The 18,565-nt window shown below is 61.0% G+C and carries 15 protein-coding genes; 11 read left to right on the top strand and 4 right to left on the bottom strand.

Features of this window, described 5'->3' with window-relative positions; all coding sequences use genetic code 11:
* Nucleotides 1–158: 158 nt before the first annotated feature.
* On the top strand, nt 159–1,088 hold the full coding sequence (locus ACWHRL_RS11420) for an HAD-IIB family hydrolase (RefSeq protein WP_447896169.1): 930 nt from the start codon (nt 159–161) through the stop codon (nt 1,086–1,088).
* 58 nt (nt 1,089–1,146) lie between these two features.
* Nucleotides 1,147–2,367 (top strand): glycosyl transferase, encoded by a 1,221-nt coding sequence (locus tag ACWHRL_RS11415; RefSeq protein ID WP_447893758.1) that lies wholly within the window; start codon nt 1,147–1,149, stop codon nt 2,365–2,367.
* Between the two features lie 251 nt (nt 2,368–2,618).
* On the opposite strand, the gene ACWHRL_RS11410 is transcribed toward ACWHRL_RS11415, so the two are convergent.
* The 4 genes from ACWHRL_RS11410 to ACWHRL_RS11395 form a co-directional block, all read right to left on the bottom strand.
* Nucleotides 2,619–4,220, bottom strand: a complete 1,602-nt coding sequence (locus tag ACWHRL_RS11410; protein ID WP_447893757.1) for a methyl-accepting chemotaxis protein — start codon at nt 4,218–4,220, stop codon at nt 2,619–2,621.
* A 161-nt stretch (nt 4,221–4,381) separates the two neighbouring features.
* Nucleotides 4,382–5,977 carry a methyl-accepting chemotaxis protein gene (locus ACWHRL_RS11405; protein ID WP_447893756.1) on the bottom strand — a complete coding sequence of 532 codons (1,596 nt, stop codon included), beginning with the start codon at nt 5,975–5,977 and terminating at the stop codon, nt 4,382–4,384.
* A gap of 105 nt (nt 5,978–6,082) precedes the next feature.
* On the bottom strand, nt 6,083–6,850 hold the full coding sequence (gene dsbG / locus ACWHRL_RS11400) for a thiol:disulfide interchange protein DsbG (protein WP_447893755.1): 768 nt from the start codon (nt 6,848–6,850) through the stop codon (nt 6,083–6,085).
* Nucleotides 6,851–6,911: 61 nt separating this feature from the next.
* Complete coding sequence (locus tag ACWHRL_RS11395; protein WP_447893754.1) at nt 6,912–8,720, bottom strand: sugar phosphorylase; 1,809 nt, start codon at nt 8,718–8,720, stop codon at nt 6,912–6,914.
* Nucleotides 8,721–8,984: 264 nt separating this feature from the next.
* On the opposite strand from ACWHRL_RS11395, the gene nrdR reads away from it, so the two are divergent.
* The 9 genes from nrdR (at nt 8,985) to lon (ending at nt 18,457) form a co-directional block, all read left to right on the top strand.
* Nucleotides 8,985–9,506, top strand: a complete 522-nt coding sequence (gene nrdR, locus ACWHRL_RS11390) for a transcriptional regulator NrdR (RefSeq protein WP_447529240.1) — start codon at nt 8,985–8,987, stop codon at nt 9,504–9,506.
* Nucleotides 9,506–10,690, top strand: a complete 1,185-nt coding sequence (gene ribD / locus ACWHRL_RS11385) for a bifunctional diaminohydroxyphosphoribosylaminopyrimidine deaminase/5-amino-6-(5-phosphoribosylamino)uracil reductase RibD (RefSeq protein WP_447893753.1) — start codon at nt 9,506–9,508, stop codon at nt 10,688–10,690. Before nrdR ends, ribD begins: the two co-directional genes overlap by 1 nt.
* Nucleotides 10,691–10,826: 136 nt before the next feature.
* On the top strand, nt 10,827–11,981 hold the full coding sequence (gene ribBA, locus ACWHRL_RS11380; protein ID WP_447529238.1) for a bifunctional 3,4-dihydroxy-2-butanone-4-phosphate synthase/GTP cyclohydrolase II: 1,155 nt from the start codon (nt 10,827–10,829) through the stop codon (nt 11,979–11,981).
* Nucleotides 11,982–12,006: 25 nt separating this feature from the next.
* Entirely contained in the window at nt 12,007–12,495 is a 489-nt protein-coding gene (gene ribH, locus ACWHRL_RS11375; RefSeq protein WP_447529237.1) for a 6,7-dimethyl-8-ribityllumazine synthase, read from the top strand.
* The gene (gene nusB / locus ACWHRL_RS11370) at nt 12,492–12,986 is read left to right on the top strand and encodes a transcription antitermination factor NusB (RefSeq protein WP_447529236.1); all 495 of its coding nucleotides are present in this window, start codon (nt 12,492–12,494) and stop codon (nt 12,984–12,986) included. The genes ribH and nusB overlap by 4 nt, the downstream gene beginning before the upstream one ends.
* 35 nt (nt 12,987–13,021) lie before the next feature.
* Nucleotides 13,022–13,996, top strand: a complete 975-nt coding sequence (gene thiL, locus ACWHRL_RS11365; RefSeq protein ID WP_447893752.1) for a thiamine-phosphate kinase — start codon at nt 13,022–13,024, stop codon at nt 13,994–13,996.
* On the top strand, nt 13,993–14,466 hold the full coding sequence (locus tag ACWHRL_RS11360; RefSeq protein WP_447529235.1) for a phosphatidylglycerophosphatase A family protein: 474 nt from the start codon (nt 13,993–13,995) through the stop codon (nt 14,464–14,466). Before thiL ends, ACWHRL_RS11360 begins: the two co-directional genes overlap by 4 nt.
* Nucleotides 14,467–14,595: 129 nt before the next feature.
* On the top strand, nt 14,596–15,852 hold the full coding sequence (locus ACWHRL_RS11355) for a DUF945 family protein (RefSeq protein ID WP_447893751.1): 1,257 nt from the start codon (nt 14,596–14,598) through the stop codon (nt 15,850–15,852).
* 151 nt (nt 15,853–16,003) lie between these two features.
* Nucleotides 16,004–18,457, top strand: a complete 2,454-nt coding sequence (lon, locus tag ACWHRL_RS11350) for an endopeptidase La (RefSeq protein WP_447893750.1) — start codon at nt 16,004–16,006, stop codon at nt 18,455–18,457.
* Nucleotides 18,458–18,565: the final 108 nt, after the last annotated feature.

Here is an 18,565-nt window from a genome sequence, read left to right as displayed (position 1 = left end):
TGCCCCGTTCTGGTGCTCGGAACTTTCGATCGCAGCGCTCGTTTTTTATCTTTTTGAAAGTAAAGAAAATACGCTGTGTGGCACGTAATCTGCTTGGTGGCTGATTCACACCGCCGCTCGTCAAGATCGGGTGGCCTAAAAACATGAGCAGGTACGCCATGCCGGAACACGTCCCATCACAACGATCGGCCCAAGCGCCTGGTAGCAGAGCGCTGGACCCCGCCTTCGAACCGCGATTGCTGGTAACGGACCTGGACGGCTCTTTGCTGGACCATGACAGCTACGATTTTTCTCCGGCCAGGGCGTCGCTCATCCGGCTAGGCGAGCTGGGGGTGCCCGTTATCCCCGTGACCAGTAAGACCCGCGCCGAGCTGATTCCGCTGCGCGAGGCCCTTAAGCTCACTTCCACCCCCTTTGTCGCTGAAAACGGCGCGGTGATCGGCCTGCCGCCGGGCTGGTGCCATCCAAGCCTGGACCGTCCGGGCGACGCCAGGGACGGCATCGTCATCAAGCATACCGGGGTGGATGCCCGCTTCATTCGCGCGCGACTAAACGTATGGCGTGAGCGCTTGGGCGTGCGCTTTACCCGTATGGGCGAGATGTCCGTTGAGCGGCTCATCGAACTGACCGGGCTGGACGAGACGCGCGCCAACGCCGCACGCCAGCGCGAAGGCAGCGAGCCGCTAATCTGGGAGGATGATGACAAGGCGTTGGAGGGCTTTCGTCAAGCGCTTGAAAGCGATGGCCTGGCGCTGACCCAGGGCGGGCGTTTTCATCATGTAATGGGCGCGGCCTCGGACAAAGGCAGTGCCGTGAACTGGCTGATCAAGCGCTTTAGCGCCCTGCGCGGGCGGGCACCGCTCAGCCTGGGTCTTGGCGATGGGCCCAACGATATCGAAATGCTCGAGGCCGTGAACCAGGCGGTGGTCATCAAGGGGCGTCATCGCTTGACCGTGGCCCCCGCTAACCCGCTTTTATATCGCACCAGCGCAGAGGGCCCCGAGGGCTGGGTCGAGGGCCTCATGTACTGGTGGGGCCAGGCAGACGAACGCTTGGCCGTGGCCGAAGACGACGCCACGACGGAATAAATTGAGTCTTGGGGCCTTTTAAGGTCAACACCGGACGATACGCCAGAGAGGGCACACTATGAGCGATTTTCATCAAAACGGTTTAGTGACGGACTTTCACAACTTGACGCGGCGTCCCGTCGAGGATCTCGAGAAAGACCTGGCTGGCTTTGCCGAGCGCCGCCCCATGGGGCTCATCCTGCCGTCGCTTTTTTCCGAGCTCGAGGGGCCGGCGCTGTCGGCGATCATCGACGAGCTCAAACACGTTCCCTACCTTGGCGAAATCGTGATCGGACTCGACCGGGCCGACCGCGAACAGTTCTTGTACGCCCGGGAGTTTTTCTCCCGTCTGCCGCAGCATACGCGCATCCTTTGGAACGACGGACCGCGCCTGCGCGCGCTAGACAGCGAACTCGAAGAGCACGGTCTGGGGGCGCTGGAGCCGGGTAAAGGGCGCAACGTGTGGTACTGCGCGGGCTATATGCTCGCCTCGAACCGCTCGACGGTAGTGGGGCTTCACGACTGCGATATTTTGACCTACGACCGTGGGCTGCTGGCGCGCTTGATGTACCCGGTGGCGCATCCGCGCTTCAACTACAGTTTCTGTAAGGGCTACTACCCGCGTATTGCCGAAGGCAAACTCAACGGCCGCGTCTCTCGGCTAATGGTTACACCGCTTCTGCGCGCTCTTAAAACCGTCTGCGGGCCGCTGCCGTATCTGGATTATCTGGACAGCTTTCGCTACCCGCTCTCCGGCGAGTTCGCCATGCGCCGTGACGTGCTGGAAGGCATTCGTATTCCGGCGGATTGGGGGCTCGAGATAGGCGTGCTCTCGGAGCTTCAGCGCAACTATTCGATGCGCCAGATCTGCCAGGTGGACATCGCCGATGCCTACGACCATAAACACCAACCCGTCAGCGAAGAAGACGCAAGCGGTGGGCTCAACCGCATGAGTCTGGATATCGCCAAAGCGCTTTACCGCAAACTCGCCACCCAGGGCGTGAGTTTTAGCAGCGAGGATTTCCGCACGCTCAAGGCGACCTATTATCGCCTGGCGCTCGATTTGATTGAAGCCTACGACCACGACGCCACCATGAACGGACTGAGTCTTGACCGCCACAGTGAAGAGCAGGCGGTCGAGCTTTTTGCCAGCAACCTGCTGGAGGCGGGCAACCTGTTTCTGGAAAACCCACGCGAACGTCCCTTTATCCCCAGCTGGAGCCGCGTCCAGGCCGCCGTACCGGATTTACTGGCGCGCATGCACGAAGCGGTCGAGTTGGACAATCAGGGCAAGGTCTAGCAAGAACGTAGGTCTAGCAAGAACGTATTCAGGCCTAATGGCAAGAGCAGGTTTCAGTGGGTAATTTCTAAAACGTGGCCTCGTCAGCGATGGAAGGCCATGCCTTCCATCGCCCAATAGAATGGGGCTCCTACGATAGGCCCATCCACCGTAGGCGCAGGCTTTAACCAGCGATGCCGCGTAAAGCGCGGCTGGGGGCGGTGCCAGAAAAAAGGCTGGCCTGAAAAGGCCAGCCTTATGAGCGACAGGCGTTAGAAGTCGCTAGGGGGAGTGTTGGCGCTGGGCAGGCGCTGCGGCGTTTGCGGCGCGGCGTCGTGGATACGAAAGTGCGTTACCCGGTCGCGCAGCTCCATGCTGAGCTGGGCCAGCGCTTGGGTGGCGTGGTTGCTCTCCTGAACCAGCCCGGCGTTTTGCTGGGTCATCTGATCCATCTGAGTGACCGCTTCGTTGACCTGCTCGATACCGCTGCTTTGTTCCTTGGTCGCCGCCGCGATCTCCTGTACCAGCGTGCTGAGCTGCTGAATGTCGCCCACCACGCTGCTGATGACATCGCCGGTATCGCGTACCTGCTGGCTGCCGCCGGTCACTTTCACGCCGGATTCTTCGATCAGTTTCTTGATCTCTTGGGCCGCCGCTGCCGAGCGGCTGGCCAGTTGGCGCACCTCGTTGGCTACTACGGCAAACCCGCGGCCCTGCTCGCCGGCGCGGGCGGCCTCGACCGAGGCATTGAGCGCCAGAATATTGGTCTGAAACGCGATGCCGTCGATCGTGTCGACGATGCTGCTCATCTGCGACGAGCTTTCGTTGATGGCATCCATCGTGCTGACCACGTTGGTCATGGCGTCGCTGCCGCGCTGCGCGTTGGAGGCCGTGGAGGCGGCCAACTGGCGCGCGTGGTCGGCGTGCTCGGCGTTTTGCTTCACCGTCGCCGTCAGTTCTTCCATGCTCGAAGCGGTTTCGGCAAGCGAAGCCGCCTGCTGCTCGGTGCGCGTCGAAAGCTCTTCGTTGACGCCCACGATCTGCTCGACCCCGCTATTGACCTGGTCGGCGCCCTGGTGAATCCCGCCAATCGTATCCGCCAGGTTTTCCCGCATACGGTTGATATTGAAAAGCAAACTGTGTTGATCCGAGCGGGCAAGCGTTGTGCTACGGGTCAGGTCACCATCGGCAATATGGCTGACTACGTTGGCGGCATAGCGCGGATCACCGCCCAGTCGGCGTCCTACATCGCGAATGATCCAGCCCATTAAAAGTGCCACGGGCAAGCCAATAATGAGAAAGGCGATCAGCGACTGAATCAGGTTGCTAATAAAATCCGCGTTGATGTCATCGGTATAGATGCCTGCGCCATAGGCCCAGCCCCAATCAGGTAAGTAAGCGAAATAGCTGATCTTGGGAAACTGGTCGTCCCCCGCATCGAGGCGGCGCGAATAGTATTCCACGTGGCCGCCGCCGGACTGAGCCGCTTCCATGAAAGTGCTGTAGAGGTACATACCGCGACTGTCCTGGAAGCTACTCATATCGTCGCCGCGTTCGCGCCTGGGGTGCGCGACGATATCGAGCTGCTCGTCGAAGGCGAAGATATACTCGCCGTCACCAAATTCGGCGTTGACGATACTCTCGATTGCGCGCTCCTGCGCTTGCTCGCGGGTTAGCTCGCCGCTGGCGGCCCGCGCTTGAAGTGATTCCAACTGGGAACCCAGACTCTCTACCACCTGCTGGATACTGGTGCGCCGCTCCTCCTCCATGGTTTGTCGAGTATCAAAGCTAAGCCAGCCCACCAGAGCCAGCATGGCAAAGCATATGATGGCCAGTACGCCCCACAGTCTTTGGTTCAACGTTAATCGTGTCATGGTGTTCCTGGTTTGGTTTTATTTAAAACAAGCGCTTATAGATACGCTGGTCTATATCGGCTGAAACCGGCGGAGCATTAATAAAAAACCCGCTTGCAAGGCAAACGGGTAATTTAAAACGGGTCGGGCCTTTCACAGCATCAGACGGATGCAATAGCGCTTTAAAAGCCGCTTTCGGGCGCTACGGTTAGACGCTCGGGCGGGGGCTCTGAGGCGGTAAAGCCGACACGGAAGTGGGCAACCGCTTGACGCAACTGCTGGCTGAGCTGCGAAAGCTGTTGAGCAGCATGGTTGCTTTGCTGTACCAGCCCGGCATTTTGCTGGGTCATCTGATCCATTTGAGTCACGGCCTCGTTGACCTGTTCGATGCCGCTACTCTGCTCCTTGGTGGCCGCGGCGATGTCTTGAACCAGCGTACTAAGCTGCTGAATATCGCCCACCACGCTATTGATGACCTCGCCGGTGCTGCGTACCTGCTGGCTACCTTCGGAAACCTTTGTCCCGGAGTCCTCGATCAGCTTTTTGATTTCCTGGGCCGCCGCTGCCGAGCGGCTGGCCAATTGACGTACTTCACTTGCGACCACAGCGAACCCGCGACCCTGTTCACCGGCGCGGGCGGCTTCCACCGAGGCGTTGAGCGCCAGGATGTTGGTCTGAAAAGCAATGGTGTCGATCGTATTGACGATACTGGTCATTTGGTTAGCGCTTTCACTGATGGCGTCCATCGTCGTGACGACGCTGGTCATGGCCTCACTGCCGCGCCGGGCGTGTTGTGCGGTGGACGAAGCTAGCTTTTGCGCGTGGTCGGCGTGCTCCGCGTTTTGCTTGACCGTCGCAGTGAGCTCTTCCATGCTCGAGGCGGTTTCGGCAAGGGCGGCGGCCTGCTGCTCAGTCCGTGTAGAAAGCTCTTCATTGACCCCCACGATATCCTCAACGCCGCTGTTGACCTGGTCGGCACCTCCGTGGATACCTCCAATCGTATGTGCAAGGTTCTCCCGCATGCGGTTAATATCGAACAACAGGCTGTCTTGATCCGAACGGCTAAGCGAGGTGCTGCGCGTCAGATCGCCATCGGCGATATGGCGGACTACGCTCGCGGCGTAGCGTGGGTCGCCGCCCAGCCGTCTTGAGACATCTCGAATTACCCAGCCCATGAGTAGTGTTACCGGTAAGCCGATCAGTAGCAGGGCGATGGCGACGTTGATCAGGCCGTCCAAAAACGTGGCGTTGATATCGTCGATATAAACGCCGGTCGCAATGCCCCAGCCCCATTCGGGAATGTAGCCCACGTAACTCATCTTGGGGATTTGTACGTCTTCGCCAAGGCGAGTGGTGGCGTAATAGACATGACCGCCACCGTTGCGAGCAGCTTCCAGCAGATCTACATAGAGTCGTACGCCGTTGGCATCTTCGTAACCGCTCATATCGGTGCCCACCTCTCTGGTCGGGTGGACGACGATATTAAGGTGATCATCAAAGGCGAATAGATACTCTCCGTCGTCGTATCTTACGCTTGCAATATTATCCATGGCGCGACGTTGCGCCTCTTCGATGCCGAGCTCACCGCGCACGACGCTTGCCTGCAGTGCCTCTACTTGGCTCTGCACGCTGGTCACGATATGGCGAATGCTGGCCCTGCGTTCGTCGTTGACCGTTTGCCGGTTGTCCCATGCAAGCCAGCCTACCAGAACAAGCATTGAGGCCCAGATAACCGCAAGTGTGCCCCAGAGTTTTTGCGTGGTCGTTAATCGATTCATGGTATGTAGGCGCCCTTATTATATTTGTTCTTTGTATATCGGCGTTCAAAACCGCGCCATTAAGGTATTGTGCTCAGCCTTTCGTCGTAGAGCCCCAGCCACGCCTCAAGGCGCCTCGCTGCCCATCATGTCGATCAAACGCTCCTCGCTTGGTAACCCCTCGATACGGTCGAGGCGGATATGGCCGTCGTCGGTTTCGCGCTGAAAAGCGCTGGTCGGTGTAGCGTTCAGGCCAAGCGCCTCGAAGAGCTGGTTATTGGTGTAAACCTGCTCCTCGATCGCGATCGCCTGGGCGGTGGCCTCGATAGGCTCGCCTTCGCTAAGCGCTTTCAAGGCGGCCGGCGGGTCATCGGCGGCGAGCAGCGTGGCGGCCAGCGCCGGGCTGTTGGGTGCCAAAATGCCGACCATGATGTGGCGAAGCTGGACCTCGCCGGCCTCGACCCAGGGCCGGGTTTGACGCCAAAGCTGCTTGCAGTAGCGACAGTTGGCATCGGTAAACATGTAGACCGTCCGGGGTGCTTCGCGGTCGCCATCCTGAATCCAGTGGCTCTGCACAAGGCTTTGCCAGGTCTGCGCTTCCAGCGGTACGCGCACAGAAGCCTCGAGCTGATCTTCGGTGACATTTTCACCCAGGCGATCCATCATCGTGCCGATAATGGCGTGCTCGCCATCCGGCGTCAGGTAGATGATCATCTCCTGACCTGGCGTGCTGGCGCCAAAGCCGGTAAGCCCGCCAGGGGCTTCGAAGCGTTCGTGAATCATGACGCCCTGATCGCGCAGCGCCTCGATGGGAGCGGGCAGTTCTGAGGCAACGCCAGGCGTCGCCCCCAGGCCTGCGCTTGCAAGCGCGGTGAGCAGTGATTTTTTAAACATGACCGGCATGGGGGTAGTGGCCTCAAGGGAGTGGGTCGTCGTGCAGCGCAGGTCGAGCGGTTCAACCCCCTTCGCGCACCAGCCAGCGAACGGCGTAGGGGGGCAGGGCTTGTTTCGGTATCCAGGCCTGCTCGCTATCGAGTGTTCGCCAGGTGTGCCGGTCGAGGGCGTCTGTCAGCGCCTTGTCGGCCTCATCGAGCGGGGCGGGCTTATCGGTCACGTTGAAAAGCGCCAGCAAGGTTCTACCTTCTTGAAGCGGGCCGCGCTCGATGGCCAGTACGTTGTCGCTTGTCGCGATAACGCGCTGGGCGGCGCCCGGATGAAAGCATGGCTCTGATCGGCGCTGCTTCAAAAATTCGCGTAGCGCAAAGAATATATCATGGGTCGGCGTCGTCGGGCTTTCCAGCAAAAGCTCCAGCTCATCGAGCGCCCAGTGGTGACGGTTGATCGAGCGCAGCCGTCCGCTTCGCTCTACGCCCTCGACGTCGTTGAGCGAGCCGGTCAGGGTGTGAATGTAAAGCGCGGGAATCCCCTGAAGCGTGAGCATGATCGCCTGGCTACACAAAAACCGTGCGATCTGCCAGGGGTCCGGTCCGCGGCGGGTGCCGCGCATTGCCTCGAACCAGGTGATGTTGATCTCGTAAGCCGTGTCGCTGCCGTCGGGGTTGCTGCGCATGCTGACAAAACCGCCGAAGCGGTGCATCAATTCAAGCAGCGCGTCGCGCTCGTGATCGGGTAGCAGGCCCTCCAGCGGGCGCACGCCGATGCCGTCATGGCTCGCGGTAAAGTTCAAGTAGGTGCAGTTGTCCGGAAGCGTGGGCAGGCTTGCAAGCCAGGCCTGTAGGGTCGAGGTTTCACCCCGGGTAAGGGTGTGCAACAAAAGTGGCGGCAGGGCGAACTGATACACCATGTGTGCCTCGTCCGCGGTTTTGACGGGCTCTGCTGCCTCCGGCAGTAGCCGCTCTAGGCCGAAGTAACTGATGTTCTCCGCGTGGGGCACGTTGGTTTCGGTGATCAACAGCGTCCCCGGGGCCACCTCGTCGACGATCGCGCGCAAAAGGCGCACCACGGTATGGGTTTCGGGCAGATGGATGCAGTTCGTGCCCAGGCGTTTCCATAAAAACGCCACGGCGTCGAGGCGGATGATGCGAATACCCTGCAGTAGATAGAAAAGCAGAATGCCCACGAATTCGAGCAGGACATCCGGGTTTTCGAAGTTCAGATCGATCTGGTCGTCGGAAAAGGTCGCCCACAGGTGGCGCGTGCCGCGCCGGGTGGCCACGGGCACCAACAGCGGGCTACTGCGTGGCCGGGTCACTTGGGAGACATCCGTCTGCGGGTCGGCCTCGATAAAGAAATCGCGCCCGGGTAGGCTCCCGGTCAGGTAGTCGACGAACCAGAGCGACTCCCGGGAGACGTGGTTGAGTACCAAATCGCCCATGAGGTCGAAGTGCTGGGCAATCTCGCGGATATGCGACCAATCGCCAAGCTCGGGATTGACTTCCCGGTAGTGAATGACCGAAAAGCCGTCGTCGCTGCTCCAGGGAAAGAAGGGCAGTACGTGCACGCCGCTAACGCAGTCGCCCAAGCGGTTGCGTAAAAAATCGCTGAGTACGGTAAGGGAAGGCTGATCCTCAGCGGTGATCGAGTCGCCATAGCTGATCACCCACTGATCCTTTTCGCTCCAAAGTGGTGCGTCGGGGGGTGCGTCGCTCACCCGGGCAACCGGCGTGCCGTCCTGGCTTTCGCCCCTTGCTCGGGCGTCGGCGTAGTACGCCAGGTGCTGGTTGATTCGCCGGACGACCTCGCCCGCGCGGTGGCCATAAAGGTGGGTCAAATAGCGGTGAAGCGTTTGCTCGAAAGGCGTCATGGCGCGTCCTCTTGTGATAGCTGTAACAAACGCTGCAGCTTGTGTGCCAAATCGTTACAATGCTAGGTTATGGCCGCGTCGATAGAAAAGGGTGAGGCGGCCCACGCATCTTGAACAGGTCCTTTTATGGCTGTTCAGTAGGCCTTTAAAAAGTCCTTTTTTAAAGGCCTACTCTTAAACGTATTGTGATCGATAGCGGGGCTTTTTTGAAAACGCGCGCAGGCGGCACAACGTGATTACTGCTCTAACCATAGGTTGACGGCCATGCATTGCCCTTTTTGTGGTGCTAATGATACTCGAGTCACCGACTCGCGCCTGGTGGCAGACGGCGACCAGGTGCGGCGGCGGCGCCAGTGCGCCAGCTGCCAGGAGCGCTTTACCACCTACGAAACCGCGGAGCTCATTATGCCGCGGGTGGTAAAATCCGATGGCTCCCGTGAAAGTTTCAACGAGGCCAAGCTACGCGCCGGCATGCTGCGCGCACTGGAAAAGCGCCCGGTCAGCGCCGAAGCCATCGAAGCGGCGGTCGAGCGCATTCGCCAGCAATTGCGTGCTCAGGGCGAGCGAGAAGTGAACGCCTGGGATATTGGCGAGGCGGTCATGAAAGCGCTGAGCGGGCTCGACCAGGTCGCGTACATCCGCTTTGCTTCGGTGTATCGCAAGTTTCAGGATCTGGACGAGTTTCGCGCCGAGATCGACCGGCTGGCGCAAAGCCCTAAAGAGGCCTCGAGTGCTACACCGGCAGGCGCTGATAATGAAGCGGTAAAGCCTGGCGGAGAGTCCTGATGAGCACAGCCTTTTCCCCCCGCGACCACGTCTATATGGCAAGAGCTCTTACGCTTGCCAAAAAGGGCCTTTATACCACTGACCCCAACCCGCGAGTGGGCTGTGTGATCGTTCGCTACGATGACGCGGGCGCCGAGGGCGAAGGGCGCGTGGTAGGCGAAGGCTTTCACGAGCGAGCAGGCGAGCCCCACGCGGAAGTGCATGCCCTTGATGCCGCCGGTGATAGTGCCCGCGGGGCGACCGCCTACGTTACGCTGGAACCTTGCTCTCACGTAGGCCGCACGGGCCCCTGCGCCGATGCCTTGGTGAGCGCCCAGGTAGCCCGGGTGGTAATCGCCATGGTCGACCCCAACCCGCAGGTCAGCGGCCAAGGGGTCGAGCGCTTGGAAAAGGCGGGTATCAAGGTCGAGACCGGGCTTTTGGCCTCAGATGCCCAGGCGCTCAATCCGGGGTTTATCTCGCGTATGCAGCGCGGGTTGCCATTCGTGCGCTTGAAAATGGCCATGAGTCTGGATGGGCGCACCGCCATGGGCTCGGGTGAGTCCCAGTGGATTACCGGACCCGAGGCGCGCCGCCAGGTACAGCGCCTACGCGCGCGCTCGAGCGCCATTTTGAGCGGCGTCGAGTCGATCATTTTGGATGATGCGCGCCTGACCCTGCGCGCCGAGCAGCTCGGCCTCGTTAACGGCGAGATAGTCGCCGCCCGCCAGCCGCTTCGTGTGATCATGGACTCGACGCTGCGCCTGCCGCTGGCGGCGGCCTGCCTGCAAGAGCCCGGCCAGACCCTGGTGGTCACCACCGAGCAGCACAGCGAAGAGAAACGCCGTAAACTGGAAGAGGCAGGCGCGCACATTCACGTAATGCCCGCTTTCGCGGCGGGCAGGGTGTCGCTTTCCGATATGCTGAGCTATTTGGCCTGCGAGTACGACGTCAACGAAGTGCTGGTAGAAACCGGCGCGACCCTGGCCGGGGCACTGCTCGATGCGCACCTGGTCGACGAGCTGCAGCTTTTTGTCGCGCCCACGCTTTTGGGGGGCGAAGCACGGCCGCTTTTCGCGCTGCCCGGGCTTACCGAAATGGCGCATCAAAAGCGCCTGGATATTCAGGATATCCGGGCGGTAGGGGAGGATTGGCGCATTATTGCCAAACCCCGCGATCTCGAGACCTGCGGTAACGCCGACTAAATCGCGCGCACGTTGAGAGGCGCTGACCAAGGGTTGGCGCTTGTGGCAAACGCGCTTAAACCTGGCGCGCGCGGGTCAGCCAAGGTACCCTTGCGCGCAAAATCGCACATAGTGCGGCTACTGTTTGGGAGATTCCATGGTGCACGCCTGTTCAGAGGGGCTGTCCCCGATTGCCGATCTGGTCGAAGATATCCGTCAGGGCAAAATGGTGATCCTCATGGATGATGAGGATCGCGAAAACGAAGGCGATATCATTATGGCGGCTGAAAAAGTTCAGCCCGAGCATATCAACTTCATGGCGCGCCACGCCTGCGGGCTGATCTGTATGCCCATGACGCGCGAGCGCTGCGAGCGGCTGGACCTGCCCTTGATGGTGGGTAAAAACGGCTCCGGTTTCGGCACCAAGTTCACCCTCTCCATCGAGGCCCGCGAAGGCGTGACGACCGGTATTTCGGCTGCGGATCGCGCGCGCACCGTACAGGCCGCGGCGGCCCCCAACGCGAAAGCGGCGGATATCGTCCAGCCCGGACACGTCTTCCCGTTGATGGCGGAGCCGGGCGGGGTGCTGCGCCGCGCCGGGCACACCGAGGCGGCCTGCGATTTGGCGGCACTTGCCGGGTGTGACCCGAGCGGGGTGATCTGTGAGATCATGAACGACGATGGCAGCATGGCGCGCCGCCCCGAACTCGAGGCGTTCGCCAACACCCACGGTATCAAGATGGGCACCATCGCCGATCTGATTCACTACCGCATGGTCAACGAGCAAACCGTCGATCTAATCGAAGCCACGCCGGTATCGACCACTCACGGCGAGCTGACGCTGCACGTGTTTCGCGACCGCCTGCAGGGCAGCCACCACCTGGCGCTGGTCAAAGGGCGACCCGCCCCGGAAGAAATCACCACGGTGCGCGTTCACCTGGCCGATACACTGCGCGACGTGCTGGGGCTGACCCAGGCGTCGTCCTATCGTTGGCACGCGCATCGGGCGCTCGATGAGATCGCCACGGCCGAGGCGGGCGTGCTGGTACTGATCGACGAAGGGTATCCGGCCCAGGATCTCAAGGATCAGTTGGAGCTGTTTTTGGGCCGCGTACAGCCACCGCGCACCAGCGACTCCGACGGCTCCGGTAATTACATGACCATCGGCACCGGCTCGCAGATTCTGCGCCATCTGGGCGTAGGCAAGATGCGCCTTCTCAGTTCGCCGTGGAAATTTTCAGCGCTTTCCGGGTTCGATCTCGAAGTCGTCGAGCTCGTAGGACCCGAAAGCGGCACTGAACCCACGTCTTGATAGATGATTAAGTAGGATTAAATAGATGCAATCCCTTTCGCAAGTTGAAGGCAGTTTTGTCGATGTCGACGGCCGCTACGTGATCGTCGTAGGGCGTTTCAACCACCACGTGGTCGATAGCCTGGTCGAAGGCGCCGTGGACAGTCTGACGCGCCACGGCGTCGACGCTGACAATATCCATATCGTGCACGTGCCCGGCGCCTGGGAGCTTCCTCTGGCGGTCAAGCGGGTACTCAAAACCATCAAGCCCGAGGCGGTGATTGCGCTGGGCGCGGTGATTCGTGGCGGTACGCCGCACTTTGAGTACGTGGCGGGCGGCTGCAACACGGCCATCAACCATCTTCAGCTCGAGTTCGATACGCCCATCGCCAATGGCGTGCTGACCGTGGAGTCCATCGAGCAGGCGATCGAGCGCGCCGGCACCAAGGCGGGTAATAAAGGCACCGAAGCGGCCATGGCCGCCATGGAAATGGTGTCGCTGCTGCGCGCGCTCCCTCTTGGAGAGAGTTCATGAGCGAGCGTCAGCCAAGCGCTGCCCAGCAGGCGCGCCGCGCCGCCCGAGAACTGACCGTGCAGGCGCTTTACCAGTGGGAAATGACCGGCAAGTCGGCCTCCACCGTGGAGACCGAGTTTCGTAGCCAGCTCGCCGACGACGACCTGGAAGACCACGAAAACTGGGTCATGGTGATGCAGATCGCCGACAAGGCGCTGTTTCACACGCTGTTGCACGAAACCGTGCGTCACAAAACCGAGCTCGATCGCGAAATTTCCCCGCTGCTGGATCGCCGCCTGGAAGATCTGGATGCGGTGGAGCTGGCCATTCTGCGCCTGGGTGCCTATGAGCTTGCCAAACGCCCGGAAGTGCCTTATCGCGTGGCGATCAATGAAGGCGTCGAGCTTGCCAAGTCCTTTGGCGCCACCGACGGCCACAAATACGTTAACGGCATTCTCGATAAGCTGGCCAATCGCTTACGCAGTGCCGAGGTAAGCGCTCGCCGGCTTTAAGGCGAGTTCGCTTGAATCGCGTCAAGGGGCCCCATGTGTTTGGCGAATTCGAACTCATTGAACGGTTTTTAAAACCCGCACCCGCGCTGGCTGATAACAGCGGTGTGGAGCTGGGCTGTGGTGACGATGCTACCTTGCTAACGCCCCAGCCGGGCTGTCAGCTGGCGGTGAGCGTCGACACATCGATCGTTGACGTTCACTTCCCCGCCGATGCCCCGGCCGAGGCTATCGGTCACCGCGCGTTAGCGGTGGCCTTGAGCGACCTGGCCGCCATGGGCGCCAGGTCGCGCTGGTGCATGATGGCGCTTAGTCAGCCCCAAAATGCCTTTCGCGACGCCTTTGATGCTACCCGCTGGTACCAGGCCTACGCGCAGGGCTTTCACGCGCTTTGCGACCAGCATCAAACGGCGCTGGTGGGTGGCGATTTCACCGCCGGTGCGCTGAGCATTAGTGTGACCGTCATGGGCGAGGTACCCGGTAACGAGGCACTCACCCGCGCCGGTGCCAGCCCCGGCGATCTTATCGCCGTGACCGGGGCGCTGGGTGGAGGCGCCGGCGGGCTTTATGTATGGCAGCAGGGCGAGCGCGACATGGCGCATCCGCTTTTGCAGCGCTATCTTCTGCCGACCCCGCAGTTAGAGGCAGGTATCGCGCTGCGGGGCCTTGCCAGCAGCGCGCTGGACATTTCGGATGGCCTGCTGGCCGACCTGGGGCATCTGCGCCGGGCCTCCGGCGTCGGGGCCGAGCTTTACCCCGAGGCGCTGCCCAAAGCCTGCGGGCTGGAAGAGGCCCTGGGAGACGGCGCGATGCAGGCCATGCTAAGTGGCGGCGACGATTACGAACTGTTGGTAACGCTTGCGCCGGGCAATGTCGCGAAAGCCGAGCAGGCGCTGGCGCAGATTGGCGTAGCGCTCACCGTCATTGGACGCTGTAGCGATACGCCCGGTGTACGTGGCGTAGACGCACAAAACGCCCAGGGATGGCAGCATTTCAACGGGGAAGCGCCATGAACCAGGCACCTTCGAGCGTTTGGCGCCGCCCGACCCACTTTTTTGCCTTTGGCTTGGGCAGCGGCATGGTGCCCTGGGCGCCGGGCACCTTTGGCACTCTCGCCGCCATTCCATTTTACTGGATCATGGCGGATCTGCCGCTGGGCTGGTACTTGAGCCTGGTGTTCGTAGCTTTTGTGGTCGGTGTCTGGCTCTGCGATAAAACCTCCCACGATCTGGGCGTTCATGACCACTCCGGCATCGTCTGGGACGAGTTCGTCGGCTACTGGATCACCATGGCCGCCGTGCCGTTCTCCTGGGAGGCCGCGCTTTGGGGGTTCATCGTCTTTCGCATCTTCGATGTCTTCAAACCCTGGCCGATTCGCTGGGCCGACCGGCGCGTGGCAGGCGGCTTCGGCATCATGATCGACGACGTCATGGCCGGGATCTACGCCTGGAGCACCATGCACCTGTGGTTCTGGCTCCACTGAAACGCCCGCTACGCTATAGCGGCGGCGGGCGGTCGCGTTCAAGGATGTTATCGCGGCGGTATTTGCTTTAGCGTAGTGGGCAATGCGCCTCGAGCCGGGCGTCAATCTTGGGCTATCCAGGGAGATGGCATGCGTAAGGAACGTCTTATTGTGCCGGTCATCGTGGTGGCGGCGCTTGTTTGGGCCGTCGCTCAGCTGGTTTCGAGTATTCTTTTCGAGCGCAGCCTGAGCCAGGCGCTGGAAGACCTGGAGGCCCGCGGCGAGTGGCGGGTAAGTCGCAGCGAAAGCCGCCAGGGCTGGCTGACCTCCCGCGGGCGGGTGCTGCTCTCACCGCTTTTGGGCAGGCCCTGGCAGCTTGCCCTGACCTACGATGCCCGTCACGGGCTTTTGAGCACCGATGTCGAAGGTACCCTGGTGCCTAGACTGGACAGCGCGCTGCAAAAAGCGGTCGGCGAGGTATCCGCGCTTTCGCTGCCGCGTTGGGAAGGGCGCTACCATACCTTGAGCGGTAAAAGTGAGCTACGCCTGGCGCTGGCGCCTTTCGTCATTCAGCAAAACGGCCGGGAGCTAGACGTGCGCGGTGCCCGCCTGCGTCTGGAAGGCGTGTTCGGCGACTGGCGCCTGCGCGCGCTGTTCGACCAGCTTACGCTAAGTGACGGCCAGGCTTACCTTTCGTTTGGCCCCACCACCCTCGAAAGCCGCTACACCTATATCGAAGACGCCTACCATTTCGCCCAGCGCGACCATCTGCACATCGACACCACCACGCTCTACTACCCGGGCTACGAGGTCCAGGCCGCGCCCATCGACCTGCAAAGCTACATGGTGCTCGATGAAAGCGAGCTGCGCTTGCAAGGTAGCCTTTCCGTGGGCGATGTACGCGTGCCCAGCGAAGCCCCGGATACCCCGTTACTGAGCGGTGAAATCGAAGCGGAGCTTTCGCGGCTCAACGCCGACGCCGTGCGCCAAATCATTCGCCGTATCCGTCAGGAGGCGGCTTGGGGCGACACGGACCGGCCCATGGCCGAAGGCTTCATGACACGCCTGGAGCCCGAAGTGCTTCACCTTCTGGGCGACTCGCCCCGGCTCGACGTTACCCGCATTGCCCTCGAGAGCCCGCTATTGGGCATTACCGTCGACGCGGACGGGGCGCTGTTCTTCGACGGTCGCCGGCTCGAGCCGCTCAGCCTGGCAGGACTTGGCAACGCCCAAGCGCGTAGCCACTGGAAGGAGCGAATCGACGGTGACTTCGTTTGGTACGATGCGCCGACGGTCGCCGCGCTATGGCTGGGGCTGCCGCTCGGCACGCGAGAGCTTCAATTCGACGTGATTCGCGGCAATTGGCGGGTGAACGGCCGCCCCATCCCCGAGCTTTGGCCCCAGTAGGCGCCCGTCCGCCGGCTTATCTTGTAAAGCGAACCGGAAGGCAGTAAGGCAAAAGGGTTCTAAGGCCCAAGGGTTGAAGTTTCCTCGCTCTGCCCACATTCCATGGGTAATACCAGGCGGCGCTACCGCCAGTCTCACCTATGGAGGCCGCATGAGCGACCAGGATCATCAGCACGACAACGATTCATCGGTTTGGTTGACCGACGACGAACCCGGCGGCAATGACGGTGTGAAAGACGGCGAACAGAGCTCGGACGGCGAAAAGGCCCACTCGCTGGTATCGGCCAGTGAAATGCTGCCGGAGCGCATCTACATTCTGCCTATCCATAACCGGCCTTTCTTCCCCGCCCAAGTCCAGCCGCTGGTAATCAACAAGGAGCGCTGGGAAGAAACCATGCGCCGGGTGGGCAACACCCCGCATCACACGCTCGGCGTCGCCTTTGTCGGCGAGCAGGGTGTGGATGAACTCGACGAGTCGAGCTTCCCGGAAATGGGCACCGCCGTTCGGGTTCACAAGCTCAAAAGCGAAGACCAGCAGATTCAGTTCATCGCTCAGGGCGTGCGCCGCTTCAAGATCCAACGTTGGCTCTCGAAAGAGCCGCCGTATCTGGTCGAGGTGAGCTACCCCAAAGAACCCGTGGATGCCGAGGATGAAGAGACCCGGGCCTACGCCATGGCGATCATCAACGGCATCAAGGAGCTTCTGCCGATCAACCCGCTCTACGGGGAGGAGCTCAAGCACTACCTCAACCGGTTTAGCCCCAACCAGCCAGGCCCGCTCACTGATTTCGCGGCGGCCATTACCTCGGCCAAGGGTCCTGAACTCCAGGATGTCTTATCGACCCTGCCGGTGGCGGATCGTATGCACAAGGTGCTGCCGCTGCTGCGCAAGGAGATCGACGTTGCCAAGCTGCAAAGCGAGATCAGCGAGCAGGTCAACGCCCAGATGCAGGACCGCCAGCGGGAGTTTTTCCTGCGCGAGCAGCTCAAGGTCATTCAGCGCGAGCTGGGCATCTCCAAGGACGACCGCGAAAACGATGTCGACACCTTCCGCGACCGCCTGAAAGAGCTGAAAGTGCCGGAGCGCGTTCAGCCGCGCATCGACGAAGAGCTCAATAAGCTCAGCGTGCTGGAGACGGGCTCGCCGGAGTACGGCACCACCCGCAACTATCTCGACTGGCTCACCTCGCTGCCCTGGGGGATCACCAGCGAGGACAAGCTGGATTTGACCCACGCCCGGCAAGTACTGGACCGCGACCACGACGGGCTGGGCGACGTCAAAGAGCGTATCGTCGAGTTTCTTGCCGAAGGTACTTTCAAGGGCGACGTGGGCGGCTCGATCGTGCTGCTCGTTGGCCCGCCCGGGGTGGGTAAAACCTCCGTGGGCCGCTCCATCGCCGAGGCGTTGGGCCGCGAGTTCTATCGCTTCTCGGTTGGCGGTATGCGCGACGAGGCCGAGATCAAGGGCCACCGGCGCACCTACGTGGGCGCCATGCCGGGCAAGCTGGTCCAGGCGTTCAAGGAGGTCAAGGTCGAAAACCCGGTCATCATGCTCGATGAGATCGACAAGCTCGGCCAGTCCTTCCAGGGCGACCCGGCCTCGGCGCTTTTGGAAGTGCTCGACCCGGAGCAAAACGTCGACTTTCTCGATCACTACCTCGACGTGCGCATGGACCTTTCCAAAGTGCTGTTCGTATGCACGGCCAACACCCTGGACTCTATCCCCGGGCCGCTTCTGGACCGCATGGAGCAGATTCGCCTCTCCGGCTATATCGCCGAAGAGAAAATGGAGATCGCCAAGCACCACCTCTGGCCGAAACTGCTCAAGCGCAACAACCTGCCCAAAAAGCGTATCAACCTGACCGATGCCGCCCTCAAGCAGGTCATCGAGGGCTACGCCCGGGAAGCCGGGGTGCGTCAGCTCGAAAAGCAGCTTCATCGCATCGTGCGTAAGTCGACGGTCAAGCTGTTGGAAGAGCCGGAAGAGACGGTCAAGATCTCGGTCAAGAACCTCGAGGAGTTTCTCGGCGCACCGCTGTTTAGAAAAGAGAAGGTGCTCAAGGGCGAAGGCGTGGTTACGGGACTGGCCTGGACGTCCATGGGCGGAGCAACGCTGCCCATCGAGGCGGGCAAGATCCATTCGCTGGACCGCGGCTTCAAGCTCACCGGTAAGCTTGGCGACGTGATGCAGGAGTCGGCCAATATCGCCTACAGCTACACCCTGGGGCACTTGAAAGAGTACGGCGCCGACCCGGAATTCTTCGACAAGGCGTTCGTTCACCTGCACGTGCCGGAAGGCGCGACCCCCAAGGATGGCCCCTCCGCCGGCGTCACCATGACCACTGCGCTTTTATCACTGGCCACGAAAAAGGCGATCGATCGGCCGCTGGCCATGACCGGCGAGCTAACGCTGACCGGCCAGGTACTACCGGTGGGCGGCATTCGCGAAAAAGTGATCGCCGCCCGGCGCAGCGATATCTTCGAGGTGATTCTGCCCGAGCCTAATCGCCGCGATTACGATGAACTGCCCGACTACCTGAAAGCCGGTATGACGGTCCACTTTGCCAACCGCTACCGTGACGTTGCGGACGTAGTGTTCAAATAATCGATTCTGAAAAAAACGCCATATAAGCAACTGTTGTTGTAAAAGTGATCCACGTCGAACGCCGCTCCAACATAAAAGAGTGGCGTTTTTTTTACGCCTATTCGTCGA

This window comes from Vreelandella sp. GE22, assembly GCF_968212445.1.
Note: the sequence above shows the minus strand (reverse complement) of the source record. Positions and strands in the feature narration are given on the sequence as shown.